This window comes from Corallococcus sp. M7 (genome assembly GCF_054512695.1).
Genome location: NZ_CM137252.1, coordinates 9,336,570 through 9,358,596, shown reverse-complemented (window position 1 = coordinate 9,358,596; position 22,027 = coordinate 9,336,570). Strand labels below are relative to the sequence as shown.

Annotated in this window: 21 protein-coding genes and 3 pseudogenes; 7 read left to right on the top strand and 17 right to left on the bottom strand. The window is 68.8% G+C overall.

From position 1 onward, the window contains the following. Positions 1 to 4: 4 nt before the first annotated feature. The 4 genes from ACX114_RS37660 to ACX114_RS37645 all read right to left on the bottom strand — a co-directional run bounded on the left by ACX114_RS37660 (position 5) and on the right by ACX114_RS37645 (position 2,877). The gene (locus tag ACX114_RS37660; protein WP_459292524.1) at positions 5 to 490 is read right to left on the bottom strand and encodes an SRPBCC domain-containing protein; all 486 of its coding nucleotides are present in this window, start codon (positions 488 to 490) and stop codon (positions 5 to 7) included. Beyond that, entirely contained in the window at positions 487 to 849 is a 363-nt protein-coding gene (locus ACX114_RS37655; RefSeq protein ID WP_459292522.1) for an ArsR/SmtB family transcription factor, read from the bottom strand. The genes ACX114_RS37660 and ACX114_RS37655 overlap by 4 nt, the downstream gene beginning before the upstream one ends. A gap of 10 nt (positions 850 to 859) precedes the next feature. Next, complete coding sequence (locus ACX114_RS37650; protein WP_459292520.1) at positions 860 to 1,291, bottom strand: VOC family protein; 432 nt, start codon at positions 1,289 to 1,291, stop codon at positions 860 to 862. Between the two features lie 89 nt (positions 1,292 to 1,380). After that, the gene (locus ACX114_RS37645) at positions 1,381 to 2,877 is read right to left on the bottom strand and encodes a hypothetical protein (RefSeq protein WP_459292518.1); all 1,497 of its coding nucleotides are present in this window, start codon (positions 2,875 to 2,877) and stop codon (positions 1,381 to 1,383) included. A gap of 497 nt (positions 2,878 to 3,374) precedes the next feature. Here ACX114_RS37645 and ACX114_RS37640 point away from each other — a divergent pair, with 497 nt between their 5' ends. Together ACX114_RS37640 and ACX114_RS37635 are read left to right on the top strand one after the other, a co-directional pair. Next, positions 3,375 to 4,295, top strand: a complete 921-nt coding sequence (locus tag ACX114_RS37640; protein ID WP_459292516.1) for an Imm5 family immunity protein — start codon at positions 3,375 to 3,377, stop codon at positions 4,293 to 4,295. Positions 4,296 to 4,355: 60 nt separating this feature from the next. After that, positions 4,356 to 4,838, top strand: coding sequence for a hypothetical protein (locus ACX114_RS37635; RefSeq protein ID WP_459292514.1), 483 nt, complete (start codon positions 4,356 to 4,358; stop codon positions 4,836 to 4,838). 10 nt (positions 4,839 to 4,848) lie between these two features. Here the strand turns inward: ACX114_RS37635 and ACX114_RS37630 are convergent. Continuing rightward, positions 4,849 to 5,115 (bottom strand): annotated as a pseudogene (locus ACX114_RS37630) (response regulator transcription factor); the annotation flags it as partial. A gap of 26 nt (positions 5,116 to 5,141) precedes the next feature. Here ACX114_RS37630 and ACX114_RS37625 point away from each other — a divergent pair. After that, a complete protein-coding gene (locus ACX114_RS37625; protein ID WP_459292512.1) occupies positions 5,142 to 5,636 on the top strand; it encodes a hypothetical protein in 495 nt (164 codons plus the stop codon). 686 nt (positions 5,637 to 6,322) lie between these two features. On the opposite strand, the gene ACX114_RS37620 is transcribed toward ACX114_RS37625, so the two are convergent. Genes ACX114_RS37620 through ACX114_RS37605 form a run of 4 tightly spaced genes read right to left on the bottom strand, consistent with a single transcriptional unit; the run spans position 6,323 to position 9,799 of the window. Beyond that, positions 6,323 to 6,880 (bottom strand): response regulator transcription factor, encoded by a 558-nt coding sequence (locus ACX114_RS37620; RefSeq protein ID WP_459292510.1) that lies wholly within the window; start codon positions 6,878 to 6,880, stop codon positions 6,323 to 6,325. Then, positions 6,877 to 8,187: an ATP-binding protein gene (locus tag ACX114_RS37615; protein WP_459292508.1), complete on the bottom strand. Its 1,311-nt coding sequence runs from the start codon at positions 8,185 to 8,187 to the stop codon at positions 6,877 to 6,879. Before ACX114_RS37615 ends, ACX114_RS37620 begins: the two co-directional genes overlap by 4 nt. Further along, on the bottom strand, positions 8,184 to 8,909 hold the full coding sequence (locus ACX114_RS37610) for a hypothetical protein (protein ID WP_459292506.1): 726 nt from the start codon (positions 8,907 to 8,909) through the stop codon (positions 8,184 to 8,186). The genes ACX114_RS37615 and ACX114_RS37610 overlap by 4 nt, the downstream gene beginning before the upstream one ends. After that, positions 8,909 to 9,799: a transporter gene (locus tag ACX114_RS37605; RefSeq protein ID WP_459292504.1), complete on the bottom strand. Its 891-nt coding sequence runs from the start codon at positions 9,797 to 9,799 to the stop codon at positions 8,909 to 8,911. The genes ACX114_RS37610 and ACX114_RS37605 overlap by 1 nt, the downstream gene beginning before the upstream one ends. Positions 9,800 to 9,924: 125 nt before the next feature. On the opposite strand from ACX114_RS37605, the gene ACX114_RS37600 reads away from it, so the two are divergent. Beyond that, positions 9,925 to 10,455, top strand: a complete 531-nt coding sequence (locus ACX114_RS37600) for a DoxX family protein (protein WP_459292502.1) — start codon at positions 9,925 to 9,927, stop codon at positions 10,453 to 10,455. A gap of 27 nt (positions 10,456 to 10,482) precedes the next feature. Here the strand turns inward: ACX114_RS37600 and ACX114_RS37595 are convergent, their stop codons facing one another. The 5 genes from ACX114_RS37595 to ACX114_RS37575 all read right to left on the bottom strand — a co-directional run bounded on the left by ACX114_RS37595 (position 10,483) and on the right by ACX114_RS37575 (position 14,911). After that, positions 10,483 to 11,391 (bottom strand): metallophosphoesterase, encoded by a 909-nt coding sequence (locus ACX114_RS37595; protein WP_459292500.1) that lies wholly within the window; start codon positions 11,389 to 11,391, stop codon positions 10,483 to 10,485. Positions 11,392 to 11,613: 222 nt separating this feature from the next. Further along, entirely contained in the window at positions 11,614 to 13,170 is a 1,557-nt protein-coding gene (locus ACX114_RS37590; RefSeq protein WP_459292498.1) for a hypothetical protein, read from the bottom strand. A 202-nt stretch (positions 13,171 to 13,372) separates the two neighbouring features. Next, a complete protein-coding gene (locus tag ACX114_RS37585; protein ID WP_459292496.1) occupies positions 13,373 to 13,858 on the bottom strand; it encodes a hypothetical protein in 486 nt (161 codons plus the stop codon). Positions 13,859 to 13,905: 47 nt separating this feature from the next. After that, positions 13,906 to 14,283, bottom strand: coding sequence for a response regulator transcription factor (locus ACX114_RS37580; protein ID WP_120560878.1), 378 nt, complete (start codon positions 14,281 to 14,283; stop codon positions 13,906 to 13,908). 175 nt (positions 14,284 to 14,458) lie between these two features. Continuing rightward, positions 14,459 to 14,911: a Fur family transcriptional regulator gene (locus ACX114_RS37575; RefSeq protein WP_120527796.1), complete on the bottom strand. Its 453-nt coding sequence runs from the start codon at positions 14,909 to 14,911 to the stop codon at positions 14,459 to 14,461. Positions 14,912 to 15,185: 274 nt separating this feature from the next. Here ACX114_RS37575 and ACX114_RS37570 point away from each other — a divergent pair, with 274 nt between their 5' ends. Together ACX114_RS37570 and ACX114_RS37565 are read left to right on the top strand one after the other, a co-directional pair. Continuing rightward, entirely contained in the window at positions 15,186 to 17,159 is a 1,974-nt protein-coding gene (locus tag ACX114_RS37570) for a sensor histidine kinase (RefSeq protein ID WP_459292493.1), read from the top strand. Between the two features lie 94 nt (positions 17,160 to 17,253). Continuing rightward, entirely contained in the window at positions 17,254 to 17,664 is a 411-nt protein-coding gene (locus tag ACX114_RS37565; RefSeq protein ID WP_459292491.1) for a hypothetical protein, read from the top strand. Here ACX114_RS37565 and ACX114_RS37560 read toward each other — a convergent pair. From ACX114_RS37560 to ACX114_RS37550, 3 genes and pseudogenes are all read right to left on the bottom strand, one after another. Next, the gene (locus ACX114_RS37560; RefSeq protein WP_459292489.1) at positions 17,606 to 19,249 is read right to left on the bottom strand and encodes a hybrid sensor histidine kinase/response regulator; all 1,644 of its coding nucleotides are present in this window, start codon (positions 19,247 to 19,249) and stop codon (positions 17,606 to 17,608) included. The two genes, ACX114_RS37565 and ACX114_RS37560, sit on opposite strands and share 59 nt — an antisense overlap. A gap of 124 nt (positions 19,250 to 19,373) precedes the next feature. Next, positions 19,374 to 20,709 (bottom strand): annotated as a pseudogene (locus tag ACX114_RS37555) (hypothetical protein). Then, a pseudogene (locus tag ACX114_RS37550) lies at positions 20,706 to 21,218 on the bottom strand (hypothetical protein); the annotation flags it as partial. The pseudogenes ACX114_RS37555 and ACX114_RS37550, both read right to left, overlap by 4 nt. Positions 21,219 to 21,591: 373 nt before the next feature. Between ACX114_RS37550 and ACX114_RS37545 the strand changes: the two are divergent. Beyond that, on the top strand, positions 21,592 to 21,942 hold the full coding sequence (locus ACX114_RS37545; RefSeq protein ID WP_459292487.1) for a hypothetical protein: 351 nt from the start codon (positions 21,592 to 21,594) through the stop codon (positions 21,940 to 21,942). Positions 21,943 to 22,027 lie beyond the last annotated feature (85 nt).

Here is a 22,027-nt window from a genome sequence, read left to right as displayed (position 1 = left end):
TGACTTACGTGGGGCGGGGCCGCGCGGCGTGGAGCCGGTAGCGCGTGACGAGGTCCCCCCAGAAGCGGCCCATCATCGCGACGGTGGCCGCGCCATCCTGGCCGTGGCGCACGGGGTGGTCCATGCGGATGGCGTCCCAGCCCCGGTGCTCCAACACCACGCGGGTGCCGCCGAAGGTGGGCTCGAAGCGGACGTCGACCTCGGTCGTCTCCCCGGGGGCGAAGTTGCTCGCGCGCCATTGGAAGACGAGCCGCGCGCCGGGCTCCCAGACGAGCACGCGGCCGATTTCGTATACGTCGTCCTCGAAGGACTCCAGCAGCCGGCCGCCGGGGCCGGGCGGTTCGAAGCGCAGCACGCCGCGAGGGTTCTTCAGGCCGCGGTAGCGCGGGCCCTTGCTCCACCAGAGGTCGGTCTCCTCCGTGAAGACCTCGAAGGCGTCCAGCGGGGACACGGCGACGAAGGTGGTGACGCGGGCGCGGTCGGCCGTCATGACTTGCGGCCCCCGGAGGGCTTCGTGCCCCGGGTGCGCTCAGCGTGGGCCTTGAAGGCGCCCAACTGGTCCCCCCAGAAGGACTCCACCTCGTCGAGCCAGCCGCGCAGGGCGGCGAAGGGCTCCGGGCGCAGCGAGTAGACGCGCACGCGCGCATCGTCCGTGTCGATGCGCTCCTCCACGAGCCCCGTCTGGCGCAGCACGCGCAGGTGGCGGGACATGGCCGGGGGGCTCATGTCGAACGCGGCGGCCAGCTCTCCGGCGGGGTGGGGCCGCTGGCGCAGCCGGTCCACGACGCCCCGGCGCGTGGGGTCTGCGAGGGCGGCCAGGGTGCGGTCGAGCGCGGACGGGGTGGCCATGAGGGGGAGCCTACTTCGGCCCGAAGACGCGCTGGGTGAACCACCAGCGGTGGCCTTCGAGGTCCTCGGCGCCGTAGGTGCGGTTGGTGCCCCAGTCGTCGCCGTAGTTCTTGGTCTCGGGCTCCTGGATGACGACGGCGCCGGCCGCGCGCGCCTGGGCGCAGTGGGCATCCACGTCGTCCACGTAGACCATGAGCGTCTGGGTATTGACGCCCCCGTGCAGCCGCGGGCTCTGGTGGAGGCCGTGGCGCCCGGAGGAGCTCACCATGATGACGCCGTCGCCGTAGGCCAGCTCCGAGTGCACGATGCTGTTGTCCGCGCCCTCCACCTTGAGGCGCGTCTGGAAGCCGAAGGCGCGCTCCAGCCAGTCGATGGCGGCGGGGGCGTCCACGTAGAAGAGGCTGGAGGAGATGCGCGGCCAGTCCTCGGGGATGGGCTTCATTGCGGTGACTCCGGGCGGACGAACTTCGTTAACGTCATGGTGAATGATTAACCCTGACGTTAACGTTCGTCAATCCTCCGGGGCCGCCGCTAGAAGACGCCCGGGAGGGGAGTGTCGCGGCCGGGCGTCCGGGGGGCCTGGCGCGGGTCCTTGGGCGGTTCCATGTGGCGTCCGAGGATGGCCGGCAGGGAGGCGGTGAGCTTGCCCACGTACAGCAGGCCCTGGAAGGGCTCATTGGGAGCGGTCTCGCGCAGCTGGATGTACGGGCTCAGGCCGGGGCGGGCGGCCACCTCCGGGGCGGGCGTGGCGCCCACGATGCCGCAGACCAGCTTGCTGTCGCGGTCCAGGTCACAGCCCCAGCGCAGACCCTGCGCGTAGCTCATCTCCAGCACGACGAGGGAGCGGTGCTCCTTCATCAGGTGCGCCATGGGCGTGAAGGACGGGTCCCACTGCGTGCCCTTCCGCATCTGGGTGTGGGTGTTGCCGGCGAGCACCACCTGGACCTCGTCCGGCTTCGCGGCGCGGCGCTTCGTCCAGACCTGGGCCTGGGCGGCGTCGCGCTCGCTGCCGTTGAGCACGTCCGTGTCGTAGGCCACCACCGTCACGCGCAGGCCCGCCGCGCGCAGGGCTCGCACGCGGTCGATGAGGTCCATGACGGCGCGGCTGCTGCGGCCATCCTGGTACGTGCGGGTCCAGAAGCGGCCTTCCAGCAGCGCGTCCTGGTCCGCCGGGGCGCCGGGGCTGGAGAGGTACTTGTCCACGCGAGCCTGCTCCGTTTCGGGGAGCGACAGGCCCAGCACCACGGCGAGCCCTGTCCGCGCGGCCTGGCACACCACGTGGCCCACGACGTCCGGCACCTCGTTGGAGCCCAGTTGCTCGCCGATGAGCAGGGTGAGGCCCGGGTGCAGCAGCTCCGCCAGTCCGCGCACGGGCGTGGTGCACGGGCCTGCCGCGACGGCTTCGTCCTTCCAGCGCTCCAGGTAGAACTCGGGGGCGCGGACAGGGTCGGGGCGCTTCTCCTCCGCCACGTTGCCCGCGAGGACTTCGACGGAGGGCGCGGACTCCAGCCGCAGGGTGAGGGCCTGCTCCAGGTCCAGGTCGCGGGTGCCCTGTTGGGCGGCGCGCAGCATGGACAGACGCTTGGTCATCGCATCGTCCTGGTTGAAGTCCACCCCCTTCACGAAGGGATTCGAGGTCTGCTCCCATCGCTGCACGCCGACCTTCCACCACTGCGCGCGCCACTCGATGTCATTGCCGGAGGTCTGCTGGGTCATGCGGAAGATGCGCACGACGGACTGGCGCGGGGCCACCTGGATGCCCGTCACCAGGTAGCGCGTATAGGTGGTGTTGAGCGAGTCGACCCGCTCAGGCTCGGACCAGGTGGTGACGAGCTGGTTGGGGTCTTCCGTTTCCTCGAACGTATAGCCCCGCTCTTCGAGCAACTGGCGCGTGGCCGCGAGCGCCTCAGTCAGCGGCTTCTGGAAGACGTGCTCGTACTTGGGCAGCTCCGCTTCGGGCGTGCGCTTCGAGTGGGCGCAGCCGACGGACAGCAGGGTCAATGCGACGACGAGCCAACGGCAATGCATTCTGTCCCCCTGGTGCGATGAAGATGAACTCCTTGTAGGAGAACCCATTCACGGCCCTGAAAGCGAGGGGCCATGGCAGCACGGGGCGGTGCGATGGGCAGGTACAATGAATTCTTGGGGATGGTGGAGTGCAGTGCCTGCGGTTTCCTGGGTGAGGTGGACTTTCAGGCGGACATCGGCGTCTTGGAGCACAGACGGTTCTCCGCGGGCGACATCGTTTGGGGCCTTGCGCCCAGGATGCGGCGGTCTCCCGTGGGGCCGGAGCCAGCGTCGGTAGGGCGCGACGTCTGGGCTTACGGACTTGGCCGCTGCCCGAAGTGCGGAACTGAATTGTGGGCGGTTGTCGAGGTCCAGGGTGGCCGATTCACCCGGCTCGCGCTGACACCCGAGCCGGAGAATTTGGACGCATGGGGGATCCTGCCGCCTGATGCACCTTGAATCGTTACCAGAGAGGCCGCAAAGGCGGAACGCGGGGCTTGAAGATGGGAGAACCCGAGGTGTTGAAGTCGCTGCTTCAACGGGCCATTGAGTCAGTGCGAGTCGATCCCGTGCACGACCTGTCGTTGGGCATGCGGCGGAAGATCTGGCTGTCGCTGGGGCGTGAGCAGGGGCGTGGACCAGGGTATGCCCGGCGTGTGGCGCTGGCGCTCACGACTGCCCGGCATGTGCTTCCTCTCTGGGAGTTGAAGTCCTCACAGGACCGCACGCCGCACACGGTGCTGGATTCGGCGGAAGCGATGAGGGCGGGGCGGCTCGATAAAATCGAAGCCCGGGCACTCTGGCAGCGGGCCTGGGACCACATGGTGGAGTTGTCGTCTTCGGTTGAGGAATCGCAGGGCGCCGCAGCGGGCTTCTCCGCAGTGCAGGTCCTGCTCACCTGCATCGACGACGAGACTTTCCCGCTGACTGAGGACGATGAGAACCTGCGCGACAATCAGGTCGATGCAGAAGACATGGATGCGTCCATGTTCGCAGCGGCTGCCTCCGCGGGCGGGCCCTCCTGGGACGCATCATCCGACCCCGAGCGCCGGCTTCAATTCTGGGAGTGGTGGCTGTCCGAAGCTGTACCCCATGCGTATGGAGCCGTGGCGAGCAGTCCCATGCAATTCGGAGTGGCGAGCGTCAATCCCCAGCCGGGAGGCGTCCGCGCAGTTGGACGCATCATCGAAGGCATCATCCGCGTAGGCGATGTCTTCTCGGTCGCCTTCAAGCTGACTCCAGTGCGGACACCCGAAGGGTATGGTCCGTCCACCCGTTCAGGCGACCGGCCGGTCTCGATTCGCATTGCGCATATTCACGCGTATGGCCACAGCTTCCAAGAGCTTGAGGCTGGGATGACCGCCGAGTTGCTCTTGTCTGGTGATGGTGCAGAGAGTCTCGCACAGGGAGACGTGCTCGGTGGAGATCTCTGTGGTTGATGAGTTGGATCTACCGGGGCTTCGCGAGGTTCAAGCTGCCGTGAGTGCGGAGACGTGGACATGAACGGAGAAGCCTTTGTTTGCATCACGGTAGAGGCGCGGGATAGGGCTCATGTCGAAAGCGCCCTGCGGGAGTGCCTGGGATTGAGGGACGATATATCCGAGGCGAGCGTCCTTGTGTTTCATGTTGCCGTTGAGGACCTCTCCGCCGAGTTGGCTTACACGAGAGAGTTTCTTCGAACCCATCGCCTTGGGGATGAGGTCGCTGACGCGTGGGAATTGGACCTGGACGCCTTCGTGGTGGAGGTGCAGATTTTTGGCCAGCGCGAGTGCTTCGGGAAAGAGGTGGAGACGGTGCTGGGGGATCAGCTGGGTCGAGCACTGTCGGTTCGACTCTCGTGCAGGACCCTGGTCTCACTGCAAGGCGGAGAAGTGCTGTTTCGCGCCTATGATCAAGGCGTCATGATCCGGGATCTGCGGGAACGATATGCCTCCTTCCTGGCGGACAGTTCCTGGCTCCCTATTGGAGGACTGCAGAAGTAAAGGCTTCGCGTCAGCGCGACGGCGGGTACTTCTGGAGCTTCCGCTGGAGTGACCGGCGGTGGATGCCCAGCTTGCGCGCGGCTTCAGAAATGTTGCTGGCGCTGCCCGCGAGCACTCGGTGGATGTGTTCCCACTCTGCTCGCGCCAGGGATGGCGCCTGGAGTGTCTCTGGGGCGGCGACATTGGGGGCTTCTTCCGCCCTTGCGAACGCCGCCAGGATGTCGTCCGCGTCCGCGGGCTTGGGCAGGTAGTTCACTGCTCCCAGCCGGATGGCGTCGTGGTACTTCCTGGACGGGGGTGGTGATGGGTAGTTCGTTGGCTGTTCGTGCGAGTGAAAGGGTGGGTATTGGGGATGTTATTGTTGGTGCATCGAGAGCTATTGCCGAATTGATAGATGCGCCACCTCCTGAGGTGGTGGTGCTCGATGGCTTCGGAAATCAAGACGAGTACGCGAGCTTGCGCGAGCTTGGCTGTGGCATGGCTGTCTGGCGGTTTGCCACGGTTGCCCCGCAGAGCTTGGTGTTTTGTACGGTGGTCGAAGCGCCTGATGGACAGCTAGAAGCAATGATCGAAGTGGGAGGCGAGCTTGAGCCGATGGGGTACGTCTTGGCCGCAGCGTTGGCGATTTCGCTGGCGAGAGTTTCTGGGGCTGGAATTGTTGATGAGACCAAAGCCTGGTCTGGTGATTATGAGAATACTATTCAAGGGTTTTTGAATCAGGTCAGTGTGCGAGGAGATGGGTGGGGATGCCAAGAAGCAGCCGGTCGATTCGTGGAACGTCTTCGCCATCTGAGATGAAGGGGCTGCGCCCCGATTTTCGGACCAGTTGAAGGGTGAGGGTGTGGCCCGCTGCGTTGGAACTCCGTGACATCGAGTGGCTCTTGGAGCCCCAGCTCTTGCACAAGGGCGAACCGGATCGCTCTCCCTGGAGCCGGGAATGCCCTTGAGGCATTCATTCGAGGTGAAAGATGAGCACCGGTCATGGTCAGGCTTGGCAGGGTGTGCCGGAAGAGTGCCTGCGGGAGTGGTATGCTGTCTTCGCAGGCTCAAGAGAGGGCTTGAACTTGTCCTCGCCATGCCCGGTCTGTGGCGCACGAACACTTCATCGGTATTATCAGCATGGAAAAAAGGTTGAGGTCGTGGCTGATGGAGAGTTGTACGTGTCTCGCGGAGCGAGTTGGGAGTGGTGCAGTACCTGCCGTTCCTACGAGCATGCAACAGCACTTGTTCCGGCGTGGTGGTCAGGTGAGCTGGATGTAGATATGTCAAAGCTCACGGCTGAGCCCGAAGCGTTGGAGGCAGCGCTTCGTCAAGCGTGAGAGGGTGTTGTTGAACCTCGGCGCGGTGAGCACCGTGAGCAGATGGAGAAGCACGACCCATCGGCTCTCACGGACGCGCAGTAGCGACTGTTTGAGCCGTTGCTGAAGGGCTTCTACCGACGGAGTGAAGATTGGTTGGAGGCCTGCCGAAGTAGAGGCTCCGTGTCAGCGCGACGGCGGGTACTTCTGGAGCTTCCGCTGGAGTGACCGGCGGTGGATGCCCAGCTTGCGCGCGGCTTCGGAGATGTTTCCGGCGCTGTCCGCGAGCACTCGGTGGATGTGTTCCCACTCTGCTCGCGCCAGGGATGGTGCCTGGAGTGTTTCTGGGGCGGCGACGTTGGGGGCTTCCTCCGCCCTCGCGAACGCCGCCAGGATGTCGTCCGCGTCCGCGGGCTTCGGCAGGTAGTTCACTGCTCCCAGCCGGATGGCGTCCACCGTCGTGGAGATACTTCCGTAGCCCGTCAGCACGATGACTCGCGTGGACGCGTCCACCGCCAGCAGGTCTCGCACCAGCTCCAGGCCGCTGTGGCCCGGCATGCGCAGGTCCACCACTGCGTACTCGGGTGACTCGCGCCTGGCTGCCGCCATGGCCTCGTCGTGGTTGCCGGCTGTCGTCACGTCCCAGCCGCGCTCACGGAAGGCTCGCGCCAATCGCTCTCGCAGCGTGCTGTCGTCGTCCACCAGGAGCAGGCTGGGACGTTGATCCACTGGGGCCATGCTCATGCCGCTGCCTCCTTCGTGTCCGCTCCCGGCAGGCTCAGGCTCGCCGTCGTGCCTTCTCCTGCCTTCGAGCGCAGCTCCAGCGACCCACCCAGTTGCTCCGCCAGCGAGCGCGCAAGGAAGAGTCCCAGGCCCATGCCTTCTCCCGGCGCCTTCGTGGTGAAGAACGGCTCTCCCGCGCGTGTCAGCACCGCCTCCGGCATGCCCTGGCCTTCGTCGCGCACTTCCAGCCGCGCTCCCGTGCCCTGCGCCAGCACTCGCAGCTCTACGCCTCGGCCCTTGGGCGTCGCCTGGAGCGCGTTCTTCACCAGGCCCCTCAGCACTCTCGCCAACGCCCTTGGCGGTCCGTGGACGAGATGTGCCTTCAGCGCCTCCGGCACGTCCACCTTCACTCGCTCACGGCCGGACAGCTCCGACAGCGTCTCCTCCACCAGCCGCTCCAGCGGGATGGGCTGGAAGGGTTCTCCCGTCGTCTGGCCCGCGTCCGCGGACATCTGCACCAGCACGTCCCGGCAGCGGTCCACCTGCTGGCGGATCAGCCTCAAGTCCTCTCTCACGGACTCGGAGGTCTGTGACGCCGCGAGGGCCCGCTCCAATTCCTTTGCCACCACCGCGATGGTGGACAGCGGCGTGGACAGTTCGTGCGCCGCTCCGGCCGCCAGCGTCGCCAGCGAGGCCACCTTCTCCTGCCTCGCGTGCCTGGCCCGGGTCTGCTCCAACTCCTGCTCACGCCGGGCAAGGGCTCGCGTTACTCGCTGGATGAAGTACACGATGAAGCCTGCCGCCACCGCGAACGCGACCCACATACCGCTCAGGTGCAGCCGCATCAGCTCCGCGTGGTCTGGCCTCTCCAGCCCCGGCAGCGTCACGTCCTGCAACACGAACAGCGACCCGAACGCCAACAGCGTGAAGCCCAACATCGCCCAGGTGCGGCGCGGCGGCAGCAGCACCGTGCCCAACGCCACGTTCACCAGGTAGAGCGTCGTGAAGGGATTGTGCGTCCCTCCGCTCAACGCCAGCAGCCCCGTCAGCACCAGCGTGTCCCAGAGCATCAGCCCGAAGATGGCTGCTTCCGCCACCGGCCTTGCCCTCGCGAGCCCCGCGCGCACCGCCGCGTTCGTCACCGCCTCCAGGCCCAGCAGCGCCACCAGCGCGGGCACCGGCAGCACCAGCTTCAGGCCCCACGCCGCCACCGCGATGAGCACCGCCTGCCCCACCAGCACGCCCCAGCGCAGCCTCAGGAGCCACACCAGGTTGATTCGGGCCCGGGGCGAGGGTTCGGAGGCGGAGGGCGGCGGAAGGGACGTCATGGCGCGACGGAGGACATCGCCACGGAGCGGGCCACCGTGTCCAGCGCCGTGGCCGCCGCCCCAGGGGACTCCAGGTCCACCGTGGCTAGCCACGTGTCCCAGGCGAGCATGAAGGTGCGCCCGGCCGCCGGCTCGTCCTCGGACAGCGTCAGCCCGTCCAGCACCACGTCCACCGTGGCGATGTTGGACGTCACCAGCCGGAAGGGCTGGGGCTCACCGCCCCCCGCAGTCATCCGCGTCCCCTCCAGCCACAGCGTGTGCCCCACCATGTCCACGCCCGGCAGCCCTTCCGCGTCCGCGTCCGCGGGCTCGAAGGTGAGCCTCGCCCGGCAGTAGCGCCCCGGCGGGGGACGCACCGTGCCCAGCGTCAGCACGTTCCCATCCGGCCGCTCCAGGCCGCTGACGTGCGGCGTGCCCAGCCTCAACGGCGACCCCACCGAGTGCGCATGCGCGGTGCCAATGGGCGACAGCGCCTTCAAGAGCCGCCACCCCAGCGCCTCCTCGCACGGCTTCAACTCCACGCTGCCCAACGTCACGTAGCCGCGCGTCAGCGTGAGCACCTGTCCATCCGCTCGCGTGAAGGAACGCTCGCCTCCCGCCGCCTGCACGCCGTGCGCGGTGGCCCGGTGCTCCAGGCCCAGCGTGACGGTCATCCCGTCCACGCGCTCGCCACATGCGCTCAGGGCCAGCAGCGCCAATCCCAGACACGAGGAACGGATCATCACAGGTCGTACGCGAGCGAGAGCACCGCGATGGGCGTGGAGGACACCCGGCGCAGTTGGTTGACGACGGGAATGCGCACCCCGGCCTGCACCACCACGTCCATGCCCGGGCTGAAGAGGACGTCCGGCGACGCGTACGCGATGAAGCCTCCGCCGGCCTCTTCCGGCGTGCCGTTCGTGTCCGGCGCCTTCTCCGCCCGCGTGTCCACGCCCAGCCGCACCGCCCACCTGGGCGACGGCTGGTACTGCGCCGCCACCTGCGTGCGCACCGACGCGCCCAGCCGGAAGTCGTCGCGGCCTCGCGAGGGCAGGAAGCCCAGGGCGCTCGCGAGGAACGACCAGTTGCCCCGGAAGCCCTGCCACGCCAGGCCCGCCATCGGATCCACGGAGCCGCTGCCGGGCTGCGCGTCGATGCCCAGGCTCGTGCCGTCCCCCGCGTGCAGTCGCGGGCCCGTGGGCAGCTTCACCCCACCCACCACGCTGATCAGCTGGTCCGGCGAGAACTCCTTGTCCTTCCACACGAACGCCTTCGCCGTCACGTCGATGTCGCCCAGCCCCCAGCCGCGCTCCAGTCCCAGGCTCACGTCCTGGACCTCGCGGGCCTGGAGCGGCAGGTTCACCGCCAGTACCAGCCAGGGCCTGGGCGCGTATGCCACCGCCACGTCCATGCGCAGCTCGCGCAGCCGCTGCGCGTCCACGCCCGTCACCCCTTCGGTGTGCCCCCACGCGCGCAGCATCGTGGACAGCCGCAGGCGCCCTTCGAAGGGCTGCTCGCCTCCCATGGAGGTGAGGGTGGGGTCGCCGCACGCACAGCTCGCGCAGGCCCAAGCCGGGGCCGTGGGCACGAGGAGGAGCGCGGCGCTCAGGAGGGCCAGGGTGGGGGTTCTCAAGGCGTGGGCACCCTAGCGCCCCCCCGTCCCGACGCGCTGTGGCGTGTTGTCGCAGCCCGCCGGTGCGTCACCCCGGAAACGGACCGACTGTCCACCCGTCAGGGGAGCGGGCAGGAGAGCGGGGGATGGCTGTCCGCCCGCCCATCCGTGCCTATCTGGAGAATGACACCGACCCGTCCGCGTTGAGGGAGGACACGCCGGAGGCATGGAGGTCATTCATGGGGCTGCTCGCACCGCTGGGACGGCTGCTGTTCTCGGTCATCTTCATTACCAGCGGGCTCAATCACTTCATCCAGCTCCAGGCCCTCACGGCCTACGCCCAGGCGTCCGGTGTGCCGGACCCGAGGACGGCGGTGCTGGTGTCCGGTGGGGTGCTGGTGGTGGGAGGCCTGTGCGTCCTCCTGGGCGCCTTCGCCCGCCTGGGCGCGGCCATGCTCGCGGTGTTCCTGGTGGCGTCCGCCGTCATGGTCCATCACTTCTGGAAGATGGATGACCCGGTGCAGGCGCAGAACAACCTCATCCACTTCATGAAGAACCTCTCCATGGCGGGGGGCGCCCTGCTCATCGTCTACTTCGGGCCCGGCCCCTTCAGCCTGTCGCGCAAGAAGCGCGAGGCCGGTCTGGGCGGGATGAAGCTGGGCGCGCCCCTGCGCTGATGGCGGGCGCGCCCCTCGCGAAGCGGATCAGGTCGTCCCGACGTGGGCGGCCTGCTGCGTGCGCAGGGTGAAGAAGGCGACCTCCGGCGTGCTGCCCCGGCGCAGGTACGGCCCGCCGAAGCCGAAGCCCAGCCCCTGGTTCACGTACAGGTGGTTGCCGTTCACGCGGTAGTGGCCGCGGATGTACGGCTGGCCCGCGCGGCGGAAGAGGGCCTCCGTGAGCCCCCGGACGATGAACTGCCCGCCGTGGGTGTGCCCGGAGAACTGCACCAGCCCCGCGTGCGCGGGCAGCTTCTCCGCGGTGGGCGGCGTGTGGGCCAGCACCAGCCGCGTGCCGGACGTGGGCGCGCCCCGGAAGGTGGCCTCCACGTCCTCCATGCCGGTGAGCCCGTCGTCGATGCCCAGCACCGTCACCGGCGCGCCCTTCACGTGCACCACGCGGTGCTCGTTCTGGAGCACCGTGTAGCCCAGGTCCTCGAAGCCCGCGCGCAGGTAGGGCGCGTCCACCCAGTGGTCATGGTTGCCCAGCACCACGAAGACGGGGCCGTTGAGCCCCTTCAAGAGCTGGCGCACGCGCGGCAGCGGCTTGGGGCTGTGCGTGACGTAGTCGCCCGTGAGGAACACCAGGTCCGGCGCGGCCTCGTTCACCGCGGCCACCGCGCGGCGGATGCGCACGTCGCTGGTCGCCTGGCCCACGTGCACGTCCGACAGCTGCGCGATGCGCAGGCCGTCATGCTCCGGGTGGATGCTGTCCAACTGGAGCAGGTGCTCGGTGAGGACGAAGTGGTCGCGCCAGCGCAGGCGCCGGTCCGGCCGGAAGGGGTCGGGGCCTCGCGCCTGGAGCTCGTTGCGGCCGTGGGGCTCCACTGCCTCGGAGATGGCGAGGGAGGCGGTGGCACCAGCGGCGTGACGGCGGCGGGCGAGTCTCAGGCGCATGCGTTCGGATTCCTCCGGCGGGGCGAGGGCGATTGTAGAGAACGGTCCGGAGGGCCGTGAAGCCCGGGGTCCGGCCCGCCTGCCCCCTTGCGTGTTGGCACGGGGGCGGAAGCAGAACCGGGCCTCCTTCCAGAACATTTCCCGCGCCTTGCAGGCGGCCTTCACCCCCCTGGCGCCGGGTGCGACATGCGCACCGCCCCGGCGTCAGGGTGGGAGTCCTGCTCAGTATCCGCGCAGGACCGTGAGGCCTTCCGACGTCAGCACCAGCAGCATGCCGGAGGTGCCGGAGCCGTCGTACACGAGCTGCTCCACCTTGTTGCCGCGCACGCCCGCCACCTTCTCCAGCGTCTTGCCCGGGGTCAGCCGGTAGAGGCCGCCCGCGTTGGTGCCGATGAAGAGCGAGCCGTCATTGGTGGAGGCCAGCGCGTTGATGTTGGTGAGCGCCGGGATGTCCGCGCCGATGCGGGTGCCCTTCTGGAAGGGGTTGTTGGCGGAGAGGATGGTCATCTCCCACAGGCCCAGGTCCTTGCTGCCCAGGTAGTACTTCTTGTCCGTGGTCTGCTGGAAGCCGCGCCAGGAGTCGAAGTCCGCCTGCGAGTTGACCTCCTGGAGGTAGGAGGACTTCACCTTCTGCTGGTTGATGCCCGGCGTGGTGGTGTCGTCCCAGTTCTCCATCTTCGTGTCGGGCGTGACGATGCCGAAGTTCCACTCGTTGGCGATGAGCACGTCGCCGTCCGGCGCGATGCCCAGGCCGTAGGTGTAGCCGGCGTACTGCGAGCCCTTCGCGTCGAACCACACCGGGTGCCGGTGGGCGTTGTAGGTCAGGCCGCGGATGCGCGTGACGCCGTGGTTGGAGCCGAAGAAGACGTCGCCCTTGTTCGGGCCGCGCAGCACGGACGTGCAGCTGTACATGGCGCGGTCTTCGTCGAAGTGGTGGTCGTTGCTGTTGCGGATGCCCAGGCTGACGCCGTCCACCACGGTGGGGCCCGTCTGGATGAACGGGTTGCCGTTCGCGTCCTTGTTGGCGCGGCGGGACTGGTTGATGTGGCTTTCGAGGACGACCTGGCCGCTGGCGTCCAGCTTCACCGCGTCCACGTCACCCTGCTTGTAGTAGTTGAGCCGGCGCGTGCTGAACGGGAAGCAGGTGGTCTCGTTGACCGGGACCTCGCACGGCTTCGCGGTGACGATGAAGTTGGTGTGGATGTCCGGCCACTCCGGATCCACGCCCAGGTCCTGGGCGTAGTAGCCCACGTAGGCGCGGCCCGCCTCGCCGCCGCAGATGACGCTGGAGCGCTGGCCATCCGCCGCCTGGCCGACAGGGCCCGAGACCCAGACCAGCTTCTGCGTGTCCGCGCGCACCACGCCAATGCGGTCGCCGTCCAGCACCCAGATGTTCTTGCCCAGGTCCACGCTGACCGACTGCACCTTGCCGATGCCGTAGCGGTCCGAGTAGTTCGTCACCGGATCCGCCGGCCACGGGTCCACGACGGTGCCCGCGTCCGTGCCGCCGTCCGTCCCGGCATCCGTGCCCGCGTCGGTGCCGGCATCCGTCCCGGCATCCGTGCCCGCATCCGTGCCGGTGCCGGCGTCCGTGCCCGCATCCACCTCCGTCCCCGCGTCGGTGTCCCCGCCCGTCCCCGCGTCCACCTCCACGCGCGGGTCGACGTTGTCCGTGTCATCAATGGGCGTCGTGGGCGAATCCGTCCCGCCGCACCCCCACGCCGACAGCATCACCGCACCCGCACACACGCCCAGCCCCAGCAGTCGTCGATTCACCATGGTCTCCCTACGCGTACGCGCTGCCTAAGCAAGCGGCGTACCCGCCCTGGAGAGCAGGCTGTCCGTGCGGCATTCCCTGGGGAGAGGGCAATTTCCTTCCCAGCCAGGGCAACCGACCGGCCCTGAAAGGGCAGTAAAAAAACCGGGCCCGCTTCCCTGGTGGGAGGCGGGCCCGGTGAGAGGCATTGAGGTGCCGGTCCGGCTACTTCTTGGGCTTGGGCGAGGTGGCCTTCAGCTCCAGCGCGACGGAGTCATCCCCCTCCAGCTGGAACTTCGCGCGCACGGTGGCGCCCTCCGGCAGGTCGCTCACCTTCGCCGGCTGGCCGTCCAGGGTCACCTTCGTCTTGTCACGCACGTCCAGCTTCACCTCCGGCAGCGTGTCCTTGCGCGCCAGGGTGACGTCGTCGTCGTCCTTGGTCTTCACGGTGCCTTCCAGGTTGAAGGCGTGCTTCTCCTTCCACACGCCCGTCTGCGCCGCCTCCTCCTTGGAGGTCTGCGCGCCCACGGCCCGCTTCGCGGTGTCACCGATGGCGGGCCCCACCTCCTGGGCCTCGATGCCCGTGGAGGGGCCGTTCATCTGCCGTGAGCTGGGCGCGCTCGGCGCCGGGTTCTGCGGCGTGCCGGTGGTCTCCTGCGCGAAGGCCGTGGTTCCCAGACACATCACTGCCGCGACGATGAGCTTCTTCATGGTCCCGTTCCCCTTTCGTGTTTGGAATTCGTGTCCCGGTTCAACCCTCAGACAGGCAGGCACAGCTGCTTCACGGTGGTGAGCAGCGCGGACAAATCCAGCGGCTTGCGCAGGTAGCCCGCCACGCCCATGCCATCCACCGTGTCGCGCACGTCCAGGTCCGCGCTGGCCACCACCACCGGGATGTCCGAGCAAGCGCGCTCGTGGCGCAGCGCCTCGCGGAACGCGACGCCGTCCATGCGAGGCATCATCAGGTCCAGGAGGATGAGCTGGGGCCGGGGCTCCGACGAGCGCAGCCGCTCCAGCGCCTCCAGCCCATCCGCCGCCAGCTGCACGGCGTAGCCCTCCAGCTCCAGCGCGTCCTGGAGCGCATCCCGGATGTCCATGTCGTCGTCGACGACCAGCAACGTGTGATGGGCTTCCATCCCAATCCCCCTGCGAACCCTGGAGCGCCCACGCCATCCCCCGAGCCGGGACGGCGGGCCTCCGCTTCGCCAGGACGAATCTGTGTCCGGGGGCGGGAGAGCGGAAGCTCACGTGTAGGCGTGTGCCTACCAGTGAGCACATGCTCGCGGGGGCTCGTCTGACTGGCTGGGGGGACTACTCGCAGCGGTCGCAGAGGCCGCGCAGCTGCACCTCTACAGCGCGCTGCGACACGGCGCGGGGGACACCCCGGGCGGTGGTGAGGCGCACGGACTCTTCAGGCAGGCAGGCGACGGTGCCGCAGTCGGTGCAGGTGAAGTGGGGGTGGTTGTTGGCGTGCTCGGTGGCGCCGGCGCGCTTGAGCTCGAAGCGCCAGACGTGGTCGCCCAGGTCGGCGCGCACGACGAGGCCGGCCTCGGTGAGGTCGGTGAGGTTGCGGTAGATGGTGACGCGGTCGTAGCCCTCGCCGCCCAATTCCTCCACCAGGTCCGCGTGGCTCATGGGGGCGGTGGCGGTCTCCAGCTTGCGCAGCACGGCCACGCGGGGGGCGGTGCTGCGCAGCCCCGCGGCGCGAATCCGGTCCTGGAACCCGGTCAGCTTCTCCTGCGCCGTGACTTTCTTGGCACCCATGGGCGGTCGAATAACACACCCGCCGCGCCACGTCCCCCACGCCCGTGCAAACGAAGTGTACCTGTAGCCCGGTTGTACCTGTGACGCGGCAGGCCAGCGGCCGGTTCCCCTGGCCCGTGGCCTTCCAACTTCCAACACTTCCAAAGGGTTGCCTTGACTCGGGGGCCCCCGTCACCAGACTGCGCCCTTTCCACACCCTGGGGGTGGGCCGTTGGGGTCCCGCCGTCCAGAACGACCTGTCGCCCGCGCCCGTCTCCCTCCTCCCGCCCCCCCAATGAAGCCCACCCTGCTGCTCGTCGAAGCCCCGGGTCCGCACCGGGAGCTCCTGTCCCTGGCGTTCCAGGGGCAGGGTTGGCGGGTGCTGCTGGCGGCGGGGGTGGAGCCGGGGGTGCAGGCGCTGCGCGAGTCCCCGCCGGTGCACCTGGTGCTGGCGGCGGGGGCGCTCCTGGCCTCGGCGGCGGGGCGGCTGGAAGCGCTGCGTGAGGCGCTGGCCGCGTCCGGGGCGTCCCTCTGGGCGGAGGCGCCGGCGGCCGATCAGGATTCCCTCCGACGGTCGGGCCTGCCGGTGGCGGGGTTCCTCACGCCGGGGATGTCGCTGGGCGCCCGGGTGGAGGCGGTGCGTCAGGCGCTGCCCCGGGAAGCGCGGGAGGCGCAGGACCCCCGGGCCGCGCTGCGGGTGCTGGTGGCGGAGGACGACCCCGTCTACCGCAAGCTGCTGCAACTGGCGCTGGCGCCCTTCCGCTTCGAGCTCATGGAGGCGGAGGACGGGCTGTTCGCGCTGGAGCTGGCGCGGCGGCATCCGCCGGACATCGTGCTGGCGGACGTGCTGATGCCCCGGCTGGACGGCTTCCGGCTGTGCCTGGCCCTGCGCCAGGATCCGAAGCTCGCGCGCGTGCCGGTCATCCTCACGCACGCCACCGCGCCGGACGAGCTGGACCTACGCATGGCGGCCAACGTGGGGGCCAACAGCTTCGTGCGGCGCGCGCAGGGGGATGACGAACTGGTGGCGACGCTCTTGCGCGAGTCGCGCGCGGAGGGGCCGCTGCCCGCGCCCGTGCCCGGCGAGCTGTCCACGGAGACGCACCTCTACGCGATGGTGCGCCAGCTGGAGCGGCGGGTGGGCCTGCTGGAGCAGGCCGAGCGCACCGCGCGCGAGAGCGAGGAGCGCTACCGGCTGGTGGTGTCCGGCTCCTATGACGGTGTGTGGGATTGGGACGTGCGCAACCAGCGCATGTACTGGAGCCCGCGCCTGCTGGAGATGCTGGGGCTCAAGCCGGAGGACTTCCCGGGGACCTCCGAGGCCTTCCTCGCGCGGGTGCACCCGGAGGACCGGGACGCGGTGGCGTCCGCGCTGGCGCTGCACCTGGAGCAGGGCGCGCCGTACGACGTGTCCTTCCGGCTGAGGCACGAGGCCGGGGGCTACCGCTCGTGCGTGAGCCGGGGCCGGGCCATCCGCGACGCGCAGGGCCGGCCGGTGCGCATGGCGGGCATCATCGGCGACGTGACGGAGCAGCTGCGGCTGTACCGCGAGGCGCGCGAGGCGGTGCGCGTGCGGGACGAGTTCCTGGCGGTGGCCGCGCACGAGCTGCGCACGCCCCTGGCCGCGCTGCGGCTGCGCGTGCAGGGCACGGCGGCGGCGCTGAAGCACGAGCGCCAGGTGGCGCCGGAGCGGCTGGAGCGCGCGCTGGTGGCGGCGGACCGGCAGGTGCAGCGGCTGGCGGACCTGGTGGAGGGGCTGCTGGACGTGTCGCAGATGCAGAGCCACGCGCCCCGGCTGAACCTGGAGGACGTGGACCTGGGCCAGGTGGTGCGGGACGTGGTGCTGCGCTGGGAGGAGATGGCGGCGCGCGCGGGGTGTCTGCTGGTGGTGCGCGACGTGGCGTCCGCGGTGGGGCACTGGGACGCGCTCAGGCTGGGGCAGGTGGTGACGCACCTCTTGGTGAACGCGGTGAAGTTCGGTCCGGGCAAGCCCGTGGAGCTGGAGGTCCGGGCGGACGAGCACACGGCCTGGCTGGTGGTGCGCGACCACGGCATCGGCATCGCGCCGGACCGGGTGGACGGCCTCTTCCGCCGCTTCGAGCGCGCGGTGCCCGCGCGCAACTATGGTGGGCTGGGGCTGGGGCTGTACCGGCTGCATCGCATCGTGGAGGCGCACGGCGGTGAGGTGTCGGTGACGAGCACGCAGGGGCAGGGGGCGACGTTCCGGGTGCGGCTGCCCCGTGCGGGGCCTCCAGTGGGAAACGCCTGACGGCCGTCCGGGCGGCCGGCGCCTCTGTCGGATGCGCTACATCCGCGCGTCGCGGGGCGCTTTTCACCCGAAGGGGAGGACGCAACTTTCCCGCATGAACAAGCGACCCACCGTGCTGGTGCTCAACGGGAGCGAGGATCTCATCGAGGCGCTGGAGGAGGTGCTCGACGAGGCGGGCTTCCAGACGAAGGGTGTGCGCGTACAGGACGTCATCCGCGGACCCCTGGACTTCGCCACGCTGGTGCGGGAGACGGCGCCCGCGGTCATCGTCTACGACATCAGCGTGCCGTTCAATTTGAGCTGGCACGCGTTCCAGAAGCTGGCCGCGAACCCGGCCGCCGCGGGCATCCCCTTCGTGCTCACCACCACCAACCGCGAGGGCGCGAAGGAGTACACCGGTCCGGATGTCATCGAGTTGCTGTTGAAGCCCTATGACATCGAGCAGTTCACGAACGCGGTGGACCAGGCCGCGAAACGGGGGGGTGGCGTGGCAGCCGTACGGTGAAGGTGGTGCCGGCCTCCGCGGTGCTCGTCACGCTCACGGTGCCGCCGTGGGCTTGTATCACCTGCCGCACGATGAAGAGCCCCAGGCCGATGCTGCGGTCCGTGCGGTTCTCCTGGTGCGGCGCGCCGCGCTCCAGCGGTTCGAACAGGCGCGGCAGCAGGTCCGCGGGGATGGGGGCGCCGGTGTTGTGCACCTCCAGCACCACGCTGTCGGCTTCGCCCCGGGTGTGCAGCTGAATGGGGGCGGCCGGGTCGCCGTAGGTCAGCGCGTTGCCCACCAGGTTGCCCACCACCTGCGTCAGCCGGTCCGCGTCCCACGTCCCCGTGCCGTCTCCCGCCCGGGTGTGCGAGAGGGTCCGGCCGGGGGCCTGGGACTGGGCCTCCTCGACGGCGGAGTCCACCACGGCGTGGAGGTCCGCGTCCCGGGGGTGCAGGGTGAGGCCGCCATGGCGCACCTGGGTGAAGTCCAGCAGGTCGCGGATCATCCGCACGGCGCGCTCGGCGGAGGCGCGGATGCGGTGCACCCGCTTGCGCTGCGTCTCATTGAGGCTTTCGCGGTTCAGCAGCAGCGAAGCGGACATGAGGACGGCGGACAGCGGGGTCCGCAGGTCGTGGCTCACGATGCCAATGAGCTGCCGCTCGAAGTCCCCGCGCTGGCGGGCCTCCGACTCCAGCTGCTTGCGCGCGGTCACGTCCCGCAGGGCGCCCACGACCTGCACGACCTCACCCCGGGCGTTCCGGACGATGAGGGCCTGCTCTTCCACGTCCCGCCAGACGCCGAGCGCGTCCTGGAAGCGGTGGCTGCTGCGCCACATGCCGCCGCTCCCCGTGAGGGCGTCCATGAAGCCCTGCCGCACGGCCGCGACGTCATCCGGGTGGATGTGCTCGCGCCACCAGTCCTGGCGCGGCACCCGCGGATCGGCCAGCGCGCCCAGCAGGTCCCGGTCCCCGCTGCTCCACTCCAGGGTGTCCGTCCGGGGATCCCACTCCCAGATGGCGTCCTGGGTGGCGCGCGCGGCCAGCCGGAAGCGCTGTTCGCTGTTCCAGGCGCGCTGCTCCGCGGCGCGCACCTCCGCGAGCGCGTCTTCCGCCAGGGTGCGCCGGGCCTGTTCGTCGGACAGGCTCTGGCGGGTGGTGTCGAGCGTCGTCGTCGCCTCGGCGTCGCGCTGGCGCTGGCGCCAGTTCCAGTGCGCGAGCCCCAGCACGCGGGCCGCCAGTTCCTGGGGACGGAAGGGCTTGAAGACGTAGTCATTGGCGCCCGCGCCCAGGCCTTCCACGACGTCTTCCGGGCGCTGGTGGGAGGTGAGCAGCAGCACCGGGAGGGACGCCGTCGCGGGGGTGTGCCGCACGAAGGCGCAGACCTCCAGGCCGGTCAGCCCCGGCGTCTCCCGGTCCAGGACGAGCACGTCCGGCGGTATCTGGAACCCCAGGGCCTCCACCAGCACGGCGCCGTCGGAGAACACCGTGACGTCGCACGCGGAGCCGAGCGCCGCCTGCGTTGCCTGGGCTTCGGTGGGGGAGTCCTCCAGCAGCCACACGGCGGGACGTGCCGCCGGGTCAGGGCGTGTCGGGGAGTCGGAGGGCATTGGGGGTGGACGGGGTCCTAATGCGTCCGTTGGACCGAAGTCCAGTGGTGGCGGGCAGCGGCCTTGCGGCTGGTGTCCGAGCTTGCAGGCGCGTCCCTCTGCGCACGAACGATCTTGGTGCCTGTCAGTCGCGGTGCCGCTCCGCTTCACGGAAGAACTGGGTGAGCGAGTGCGTCAGTAGTGACTGGCGGGACGCCATGTACCGGCGGGCGCGCAGGAAGGGCAGCCAGACGCGCTGGCCGACACGGACCTGGGACTCCTCCAGCTTCTGGCGCGGAACCCAGGTCCCGCCCAGGTGTTTCACCAACACGCCGCCCAGGTAGGCCCCCAGGGCCGGGGCTGTGTGCTCATCGATGAGCTCCCGCTTGTAGCGCTCCGGGAAGTTCTCCCGCCAGAAGTAGAAGTCGAGTTCCGTGAGGGACGCGGGCGTCTCGTCCAGGATGGAGGGCACCTTGGTGTGCAGTGCTGCCACGATTCCTTCGGACAAGTCTCCGTAAGACTCGAGCACGCGCTCCGGATTCGCCACGTCCGAGGGATGGGCGACAGGTAGCCACTCCTCCGGCACCGGCGGCCGGAAGGCGTTGAGTTCGGCAATCTTCCGTTGCCGCTCGCTGATGGCGAACTCGCCCAGCAGCCGCGAGAGGAACGGCGCCACGTCAGGATGGAAGCGCGGCTCGACGGGTACGAGCGCGGCGCTGCGCTCTCTCAGCGTGCGTAGCACCGTGTCGAAGTCGAGGTCCGGCCGCAGGTGGACATGCGCGCGGGCCTGGGCCACACGCGCATCCTCGCTGGCGAACTCGGCGGCGGTGGGCCACAGAACCAGGAGGATGGAGCCGTTGGGGAGTTCCTCCACGAGGTGTGCAGGCGTCGTGAGCATCCGCTCTCGGCCTACGGACTCCACCAGCTTCGGCCCGAAGATGTTCACCCAGCACAGCTCATAAATGATGTCGAAACCATCCCGCTTCCATGTCTGGTCGTCACGACCGAAGGCAGGAGAATCCGCAAGTTCCAGGTCGGCCAGGCTGTGCGCTGCGGCGTACTCCGAAGGGTTACCGGGAAGCCCAAGCACGGGCCGCTGCCACAAATCCGCGACAGGTCTCCAACTTGTCAAAGAATGACAGTGGCTGAGCACTGAGGCCAACCCTCAAGGTGGACTGTTCGTCCACCGGCCCGAGATGAAGCACCAACGACACGCTGGGGTTTTCCGAACGGAAAAGCCCGATGATCGTTCCGTACTCATTGCGCCGCTCCTCCAGCGCTCGCCACACAGCCTCTCGGGAGTATTTCCGCTTCCGGCCCGTCTTGACGAGGTTCGGCATCCACCCGTCGGCGCATTCCTCGAGGGCTTCAAGGAAGGGCTCCACTTCTCGCTCCAGCCCATTCCTCGGGTTGTAGGCTCCAGTAAAGGTGAAGCGCAGGCTATCCACCTTGCTCAGGTCACGCAGCGTCAGCACTTTCATTGAAACAGCACCTCCACGCCCTTGACGTTGCTCTGCGTCGCGTCCACCGCGTTGTTCAGCACGACTCGTTTTGGGGGCAGTAGCTCCCCGCCCTCATAAACAAGGCGCACCCGCCGAACATCCGCCTGCTGTCGCATACCGTCCCGAAGAATCTTCAGCGTTCCACCGTAGTGCTTCATCGCGTTACTGGCGTCCGTGTTCAACTGCACTGGCAGCGTATCCTCGTCCAGAACAGCGAGATTTCGGCTCTTGAAGCTGAACGTCTCCACCCGAGGTGGCTGGCCCGGTGGGGGGCGCTCCTCGATGACGAGGACGTCGGCGTACCGGAAGTCGACCTTCGACACGCCCACGTGCGTTTCGATGCGCGGCTGCTCGAAGTCGCCGAGCCACCGCCGCTGTGCACGGGGCAACGCAGCGTCCGCCTCCAGAATGGCGATCATGGTCCTCTCGAAGGCCAGGCCTCGCGCATAGTAGGAGCGCATCCACTGGTAGCCCTCCCACTTCAGGGGGCGCGTTCGCGGTGTTGTTGATGGGGCCGCTCATCGCTGGGCTCTCGGTGTAGGGCTTGCGGCGGGCCCTGGTGCGGGAGGCGCTCCCGCTGGCGGTGAGCGAGGCGCGAAACGTCCAGCAAATGGCGTCCCGTCCTGGGCCGGAAGAAGCTCACGGGCCATTGACGGGCACCTCCCCACCCGTCCCTTTTCCGCAGGAGAAAGAAGCCATGCCCCCCCTTCGCCGCAGCAGGCGGCCATCATTCCCACGCCCGCCTTGTCTCGCACGCTCAAGCGGTGCTCCGCGGCAGTGGGGGCAGCCGTCCTGACGGCCTGCACGGGCGCCCAGGTGCGGCCGGACGCGAGCCGATGCCCCACGGGTTCCCTGGAGGCGATGCGGAAGCTCGACCTGTACAAAGGCAGCAGCGCCAGTGTCTATACGGACATCACGCAACCCGGCCTGAATTCCGAAGAGCTCATCGTTCACGACGGCCCCATCGTCAGCCTCGTCATCGAGCAGTATGGAGACCTGCCCAAGGGGACCCGCCTGTATGGACGCCTCTGGACGGGGGGAGGGCGGGTGACAGGCCGCTACACCAAGGCGGAGCTGCCCGACGGAAGCATCCATCCCGTGTGCTTCGTCTACGGGAACCATGATGGCGGCGAGTGGCTCGAGGGCTCCAAGCCCGGCGCGGTCCGGATGCCGCGCACCTTTGCCTATACAGTCGTGCACGAGTTTCCGTGAGCCATTCTTGCCAGGATGCCGGGCCGGGAGAAACGTTCTAATACAACCTGATGGGTTCTGGAGAATCTGACTACTCAAAAAGTAG

Excerpts from the sequence above, each read along its gene's own strand:
- ACX114_RS37660 (WP_459292524.1), bottom strand. The coding sequence starts at position 490 with ATGACGGCCGACCGCGCCCGCGTCACCACCTTCGTCGCCGTGTCCCCG.
- ACX114_RS37655 (WP_459292522.1), bottom strand. The coding sequence starts at position 849 with ATGGCCACCCCGTCCGCGCTCGACCGCACCCTGGCCGCCCTCGCAGAC.
- ACX114_RS37650 (WP_459292520.1), bottom strand. The coding sequence starts at position 1,291 with ATGAAGCCCATCCCCGAGGACTGGCCGCGCATCTCCTCCAGCCTCTTC.
- ACX114_RS37645 (WP_459292518.1), bottom strand. The coding sequence starts at position 2,877 with ATGCATTGCCGTTGGCTCGTCGTCGCATTGACCCTGCTGTCCGTCGGC.
- ACX114_RS37635 (WP_459292514.1), top strand. The coding sequence starts at position 4,356 with ATGAACGGAGAAGCCTTTGTTTGCATCACGGTAGAGGCGCGGGATAGG.
- ACX114_RS37625 (WP_459292512.1), top strand. The coding sequence starts at position 5,142 with ATGGGTAGTTCGTTGGCTGTTCGTGCGAGTGAAAGGGTGGGTATTGGG.
- ACX114_RS37620 (WP_459292510.1), bottom strand. The coding sequence starts at position 6,880 with ATGAGCATGGCCCCAGTGGATCAACGTCCCAGCCTGCTCCTGGTGGAC.
- ACX114_RS37615 (WP_459292508.1), bottom strand. The coding sequence starts at position 8,187 with ATGACGTCCCTTCCGCCGCCCTCCGCCTCCGAACCCTCGCCCCGGGCC.
- ACX114_RS37610 (WP_459292506.1), bottom strand. The coding sequence starts at position 8,909 with ATGATCCGTTCCTCGTGTCTGGGATTGGCGCTGCTGGCCCTGAGCGCA.
- ACX114_RS37600 (WP_459292502.1), top strand. The coding sequence starts at position 9,925 with ATGGCTGTCCGCCCGCCCATCCGTGCCTATCTGGAGAATGACACCGAC.
- ACX114_RS37595 (WP_459292500.1), bottom strand. The coding sequence starts at position 11,391 with ATGCGCCTGAGACTCGCCCGCCGCCGTCACGCCGCTGGTGCCACCGCC.
- ACX114_RS37590 (WP_459292498.1), bottom strand. The coding sequence starts at position 13,170 with ATGGTGAATCGACGACTGCTGGGGCTGGGCGTGTGTGCGGGTGCGGTG.
- ACX114_RS37585 (WP_459292496.1), bottom strand. The coding sequence starts at position 13,858 with ATGAAGAAGCTCATCGTCGCGGCAGTGATGTGTCTGGGAACCACGGCC.
- ACX114_RS37580 (WP_120560878.1), bottom strand. The coding sequence starts at position 14,283 with ATGGAAGCCCATCACACGTTGCTGGTCGTCGACGACGACATGGACATC.
- ACX114_RS37575 (WP_120527796.1), bottom strand. The coding sequence starts at position 14,911 with ATGGGTGCCAAGAAAGTCACGGCGCAGGAGAAGCTGACCGGGTTCCAG.
- ACX114_RS37570 (WP_459292493.1), top strand. The coding sequence starts at position 15,186 with ATGAAGCCCACCCTGCTGCTCGTCGAAGCCCCGGGTCCGCACCGGGAG.
- ACX114_RS37565 (WP_459292491.1), top strand. The coding sequence starts at position 17,254 with ATGAACAAGCGACCCACCGTGCTGGTGCTCAACGGGAGCGAGGATCTC.
- ACX114_RS37560 (WP_459292489.1), bottom strand. The coding sequence starts at position 19,249 with ATGCCCTCCGACTCCCCGACACGCCCTGACCCGGCGGCACGTCCCGCC.
- ACX114_RS37545 (WP_459292487.1), top strand. The coding sequence starts at position 21,592 with ATGCGGAAGCTCGACCTGTACAAAGGCAGCAGCGCCAGTGTCTATACG.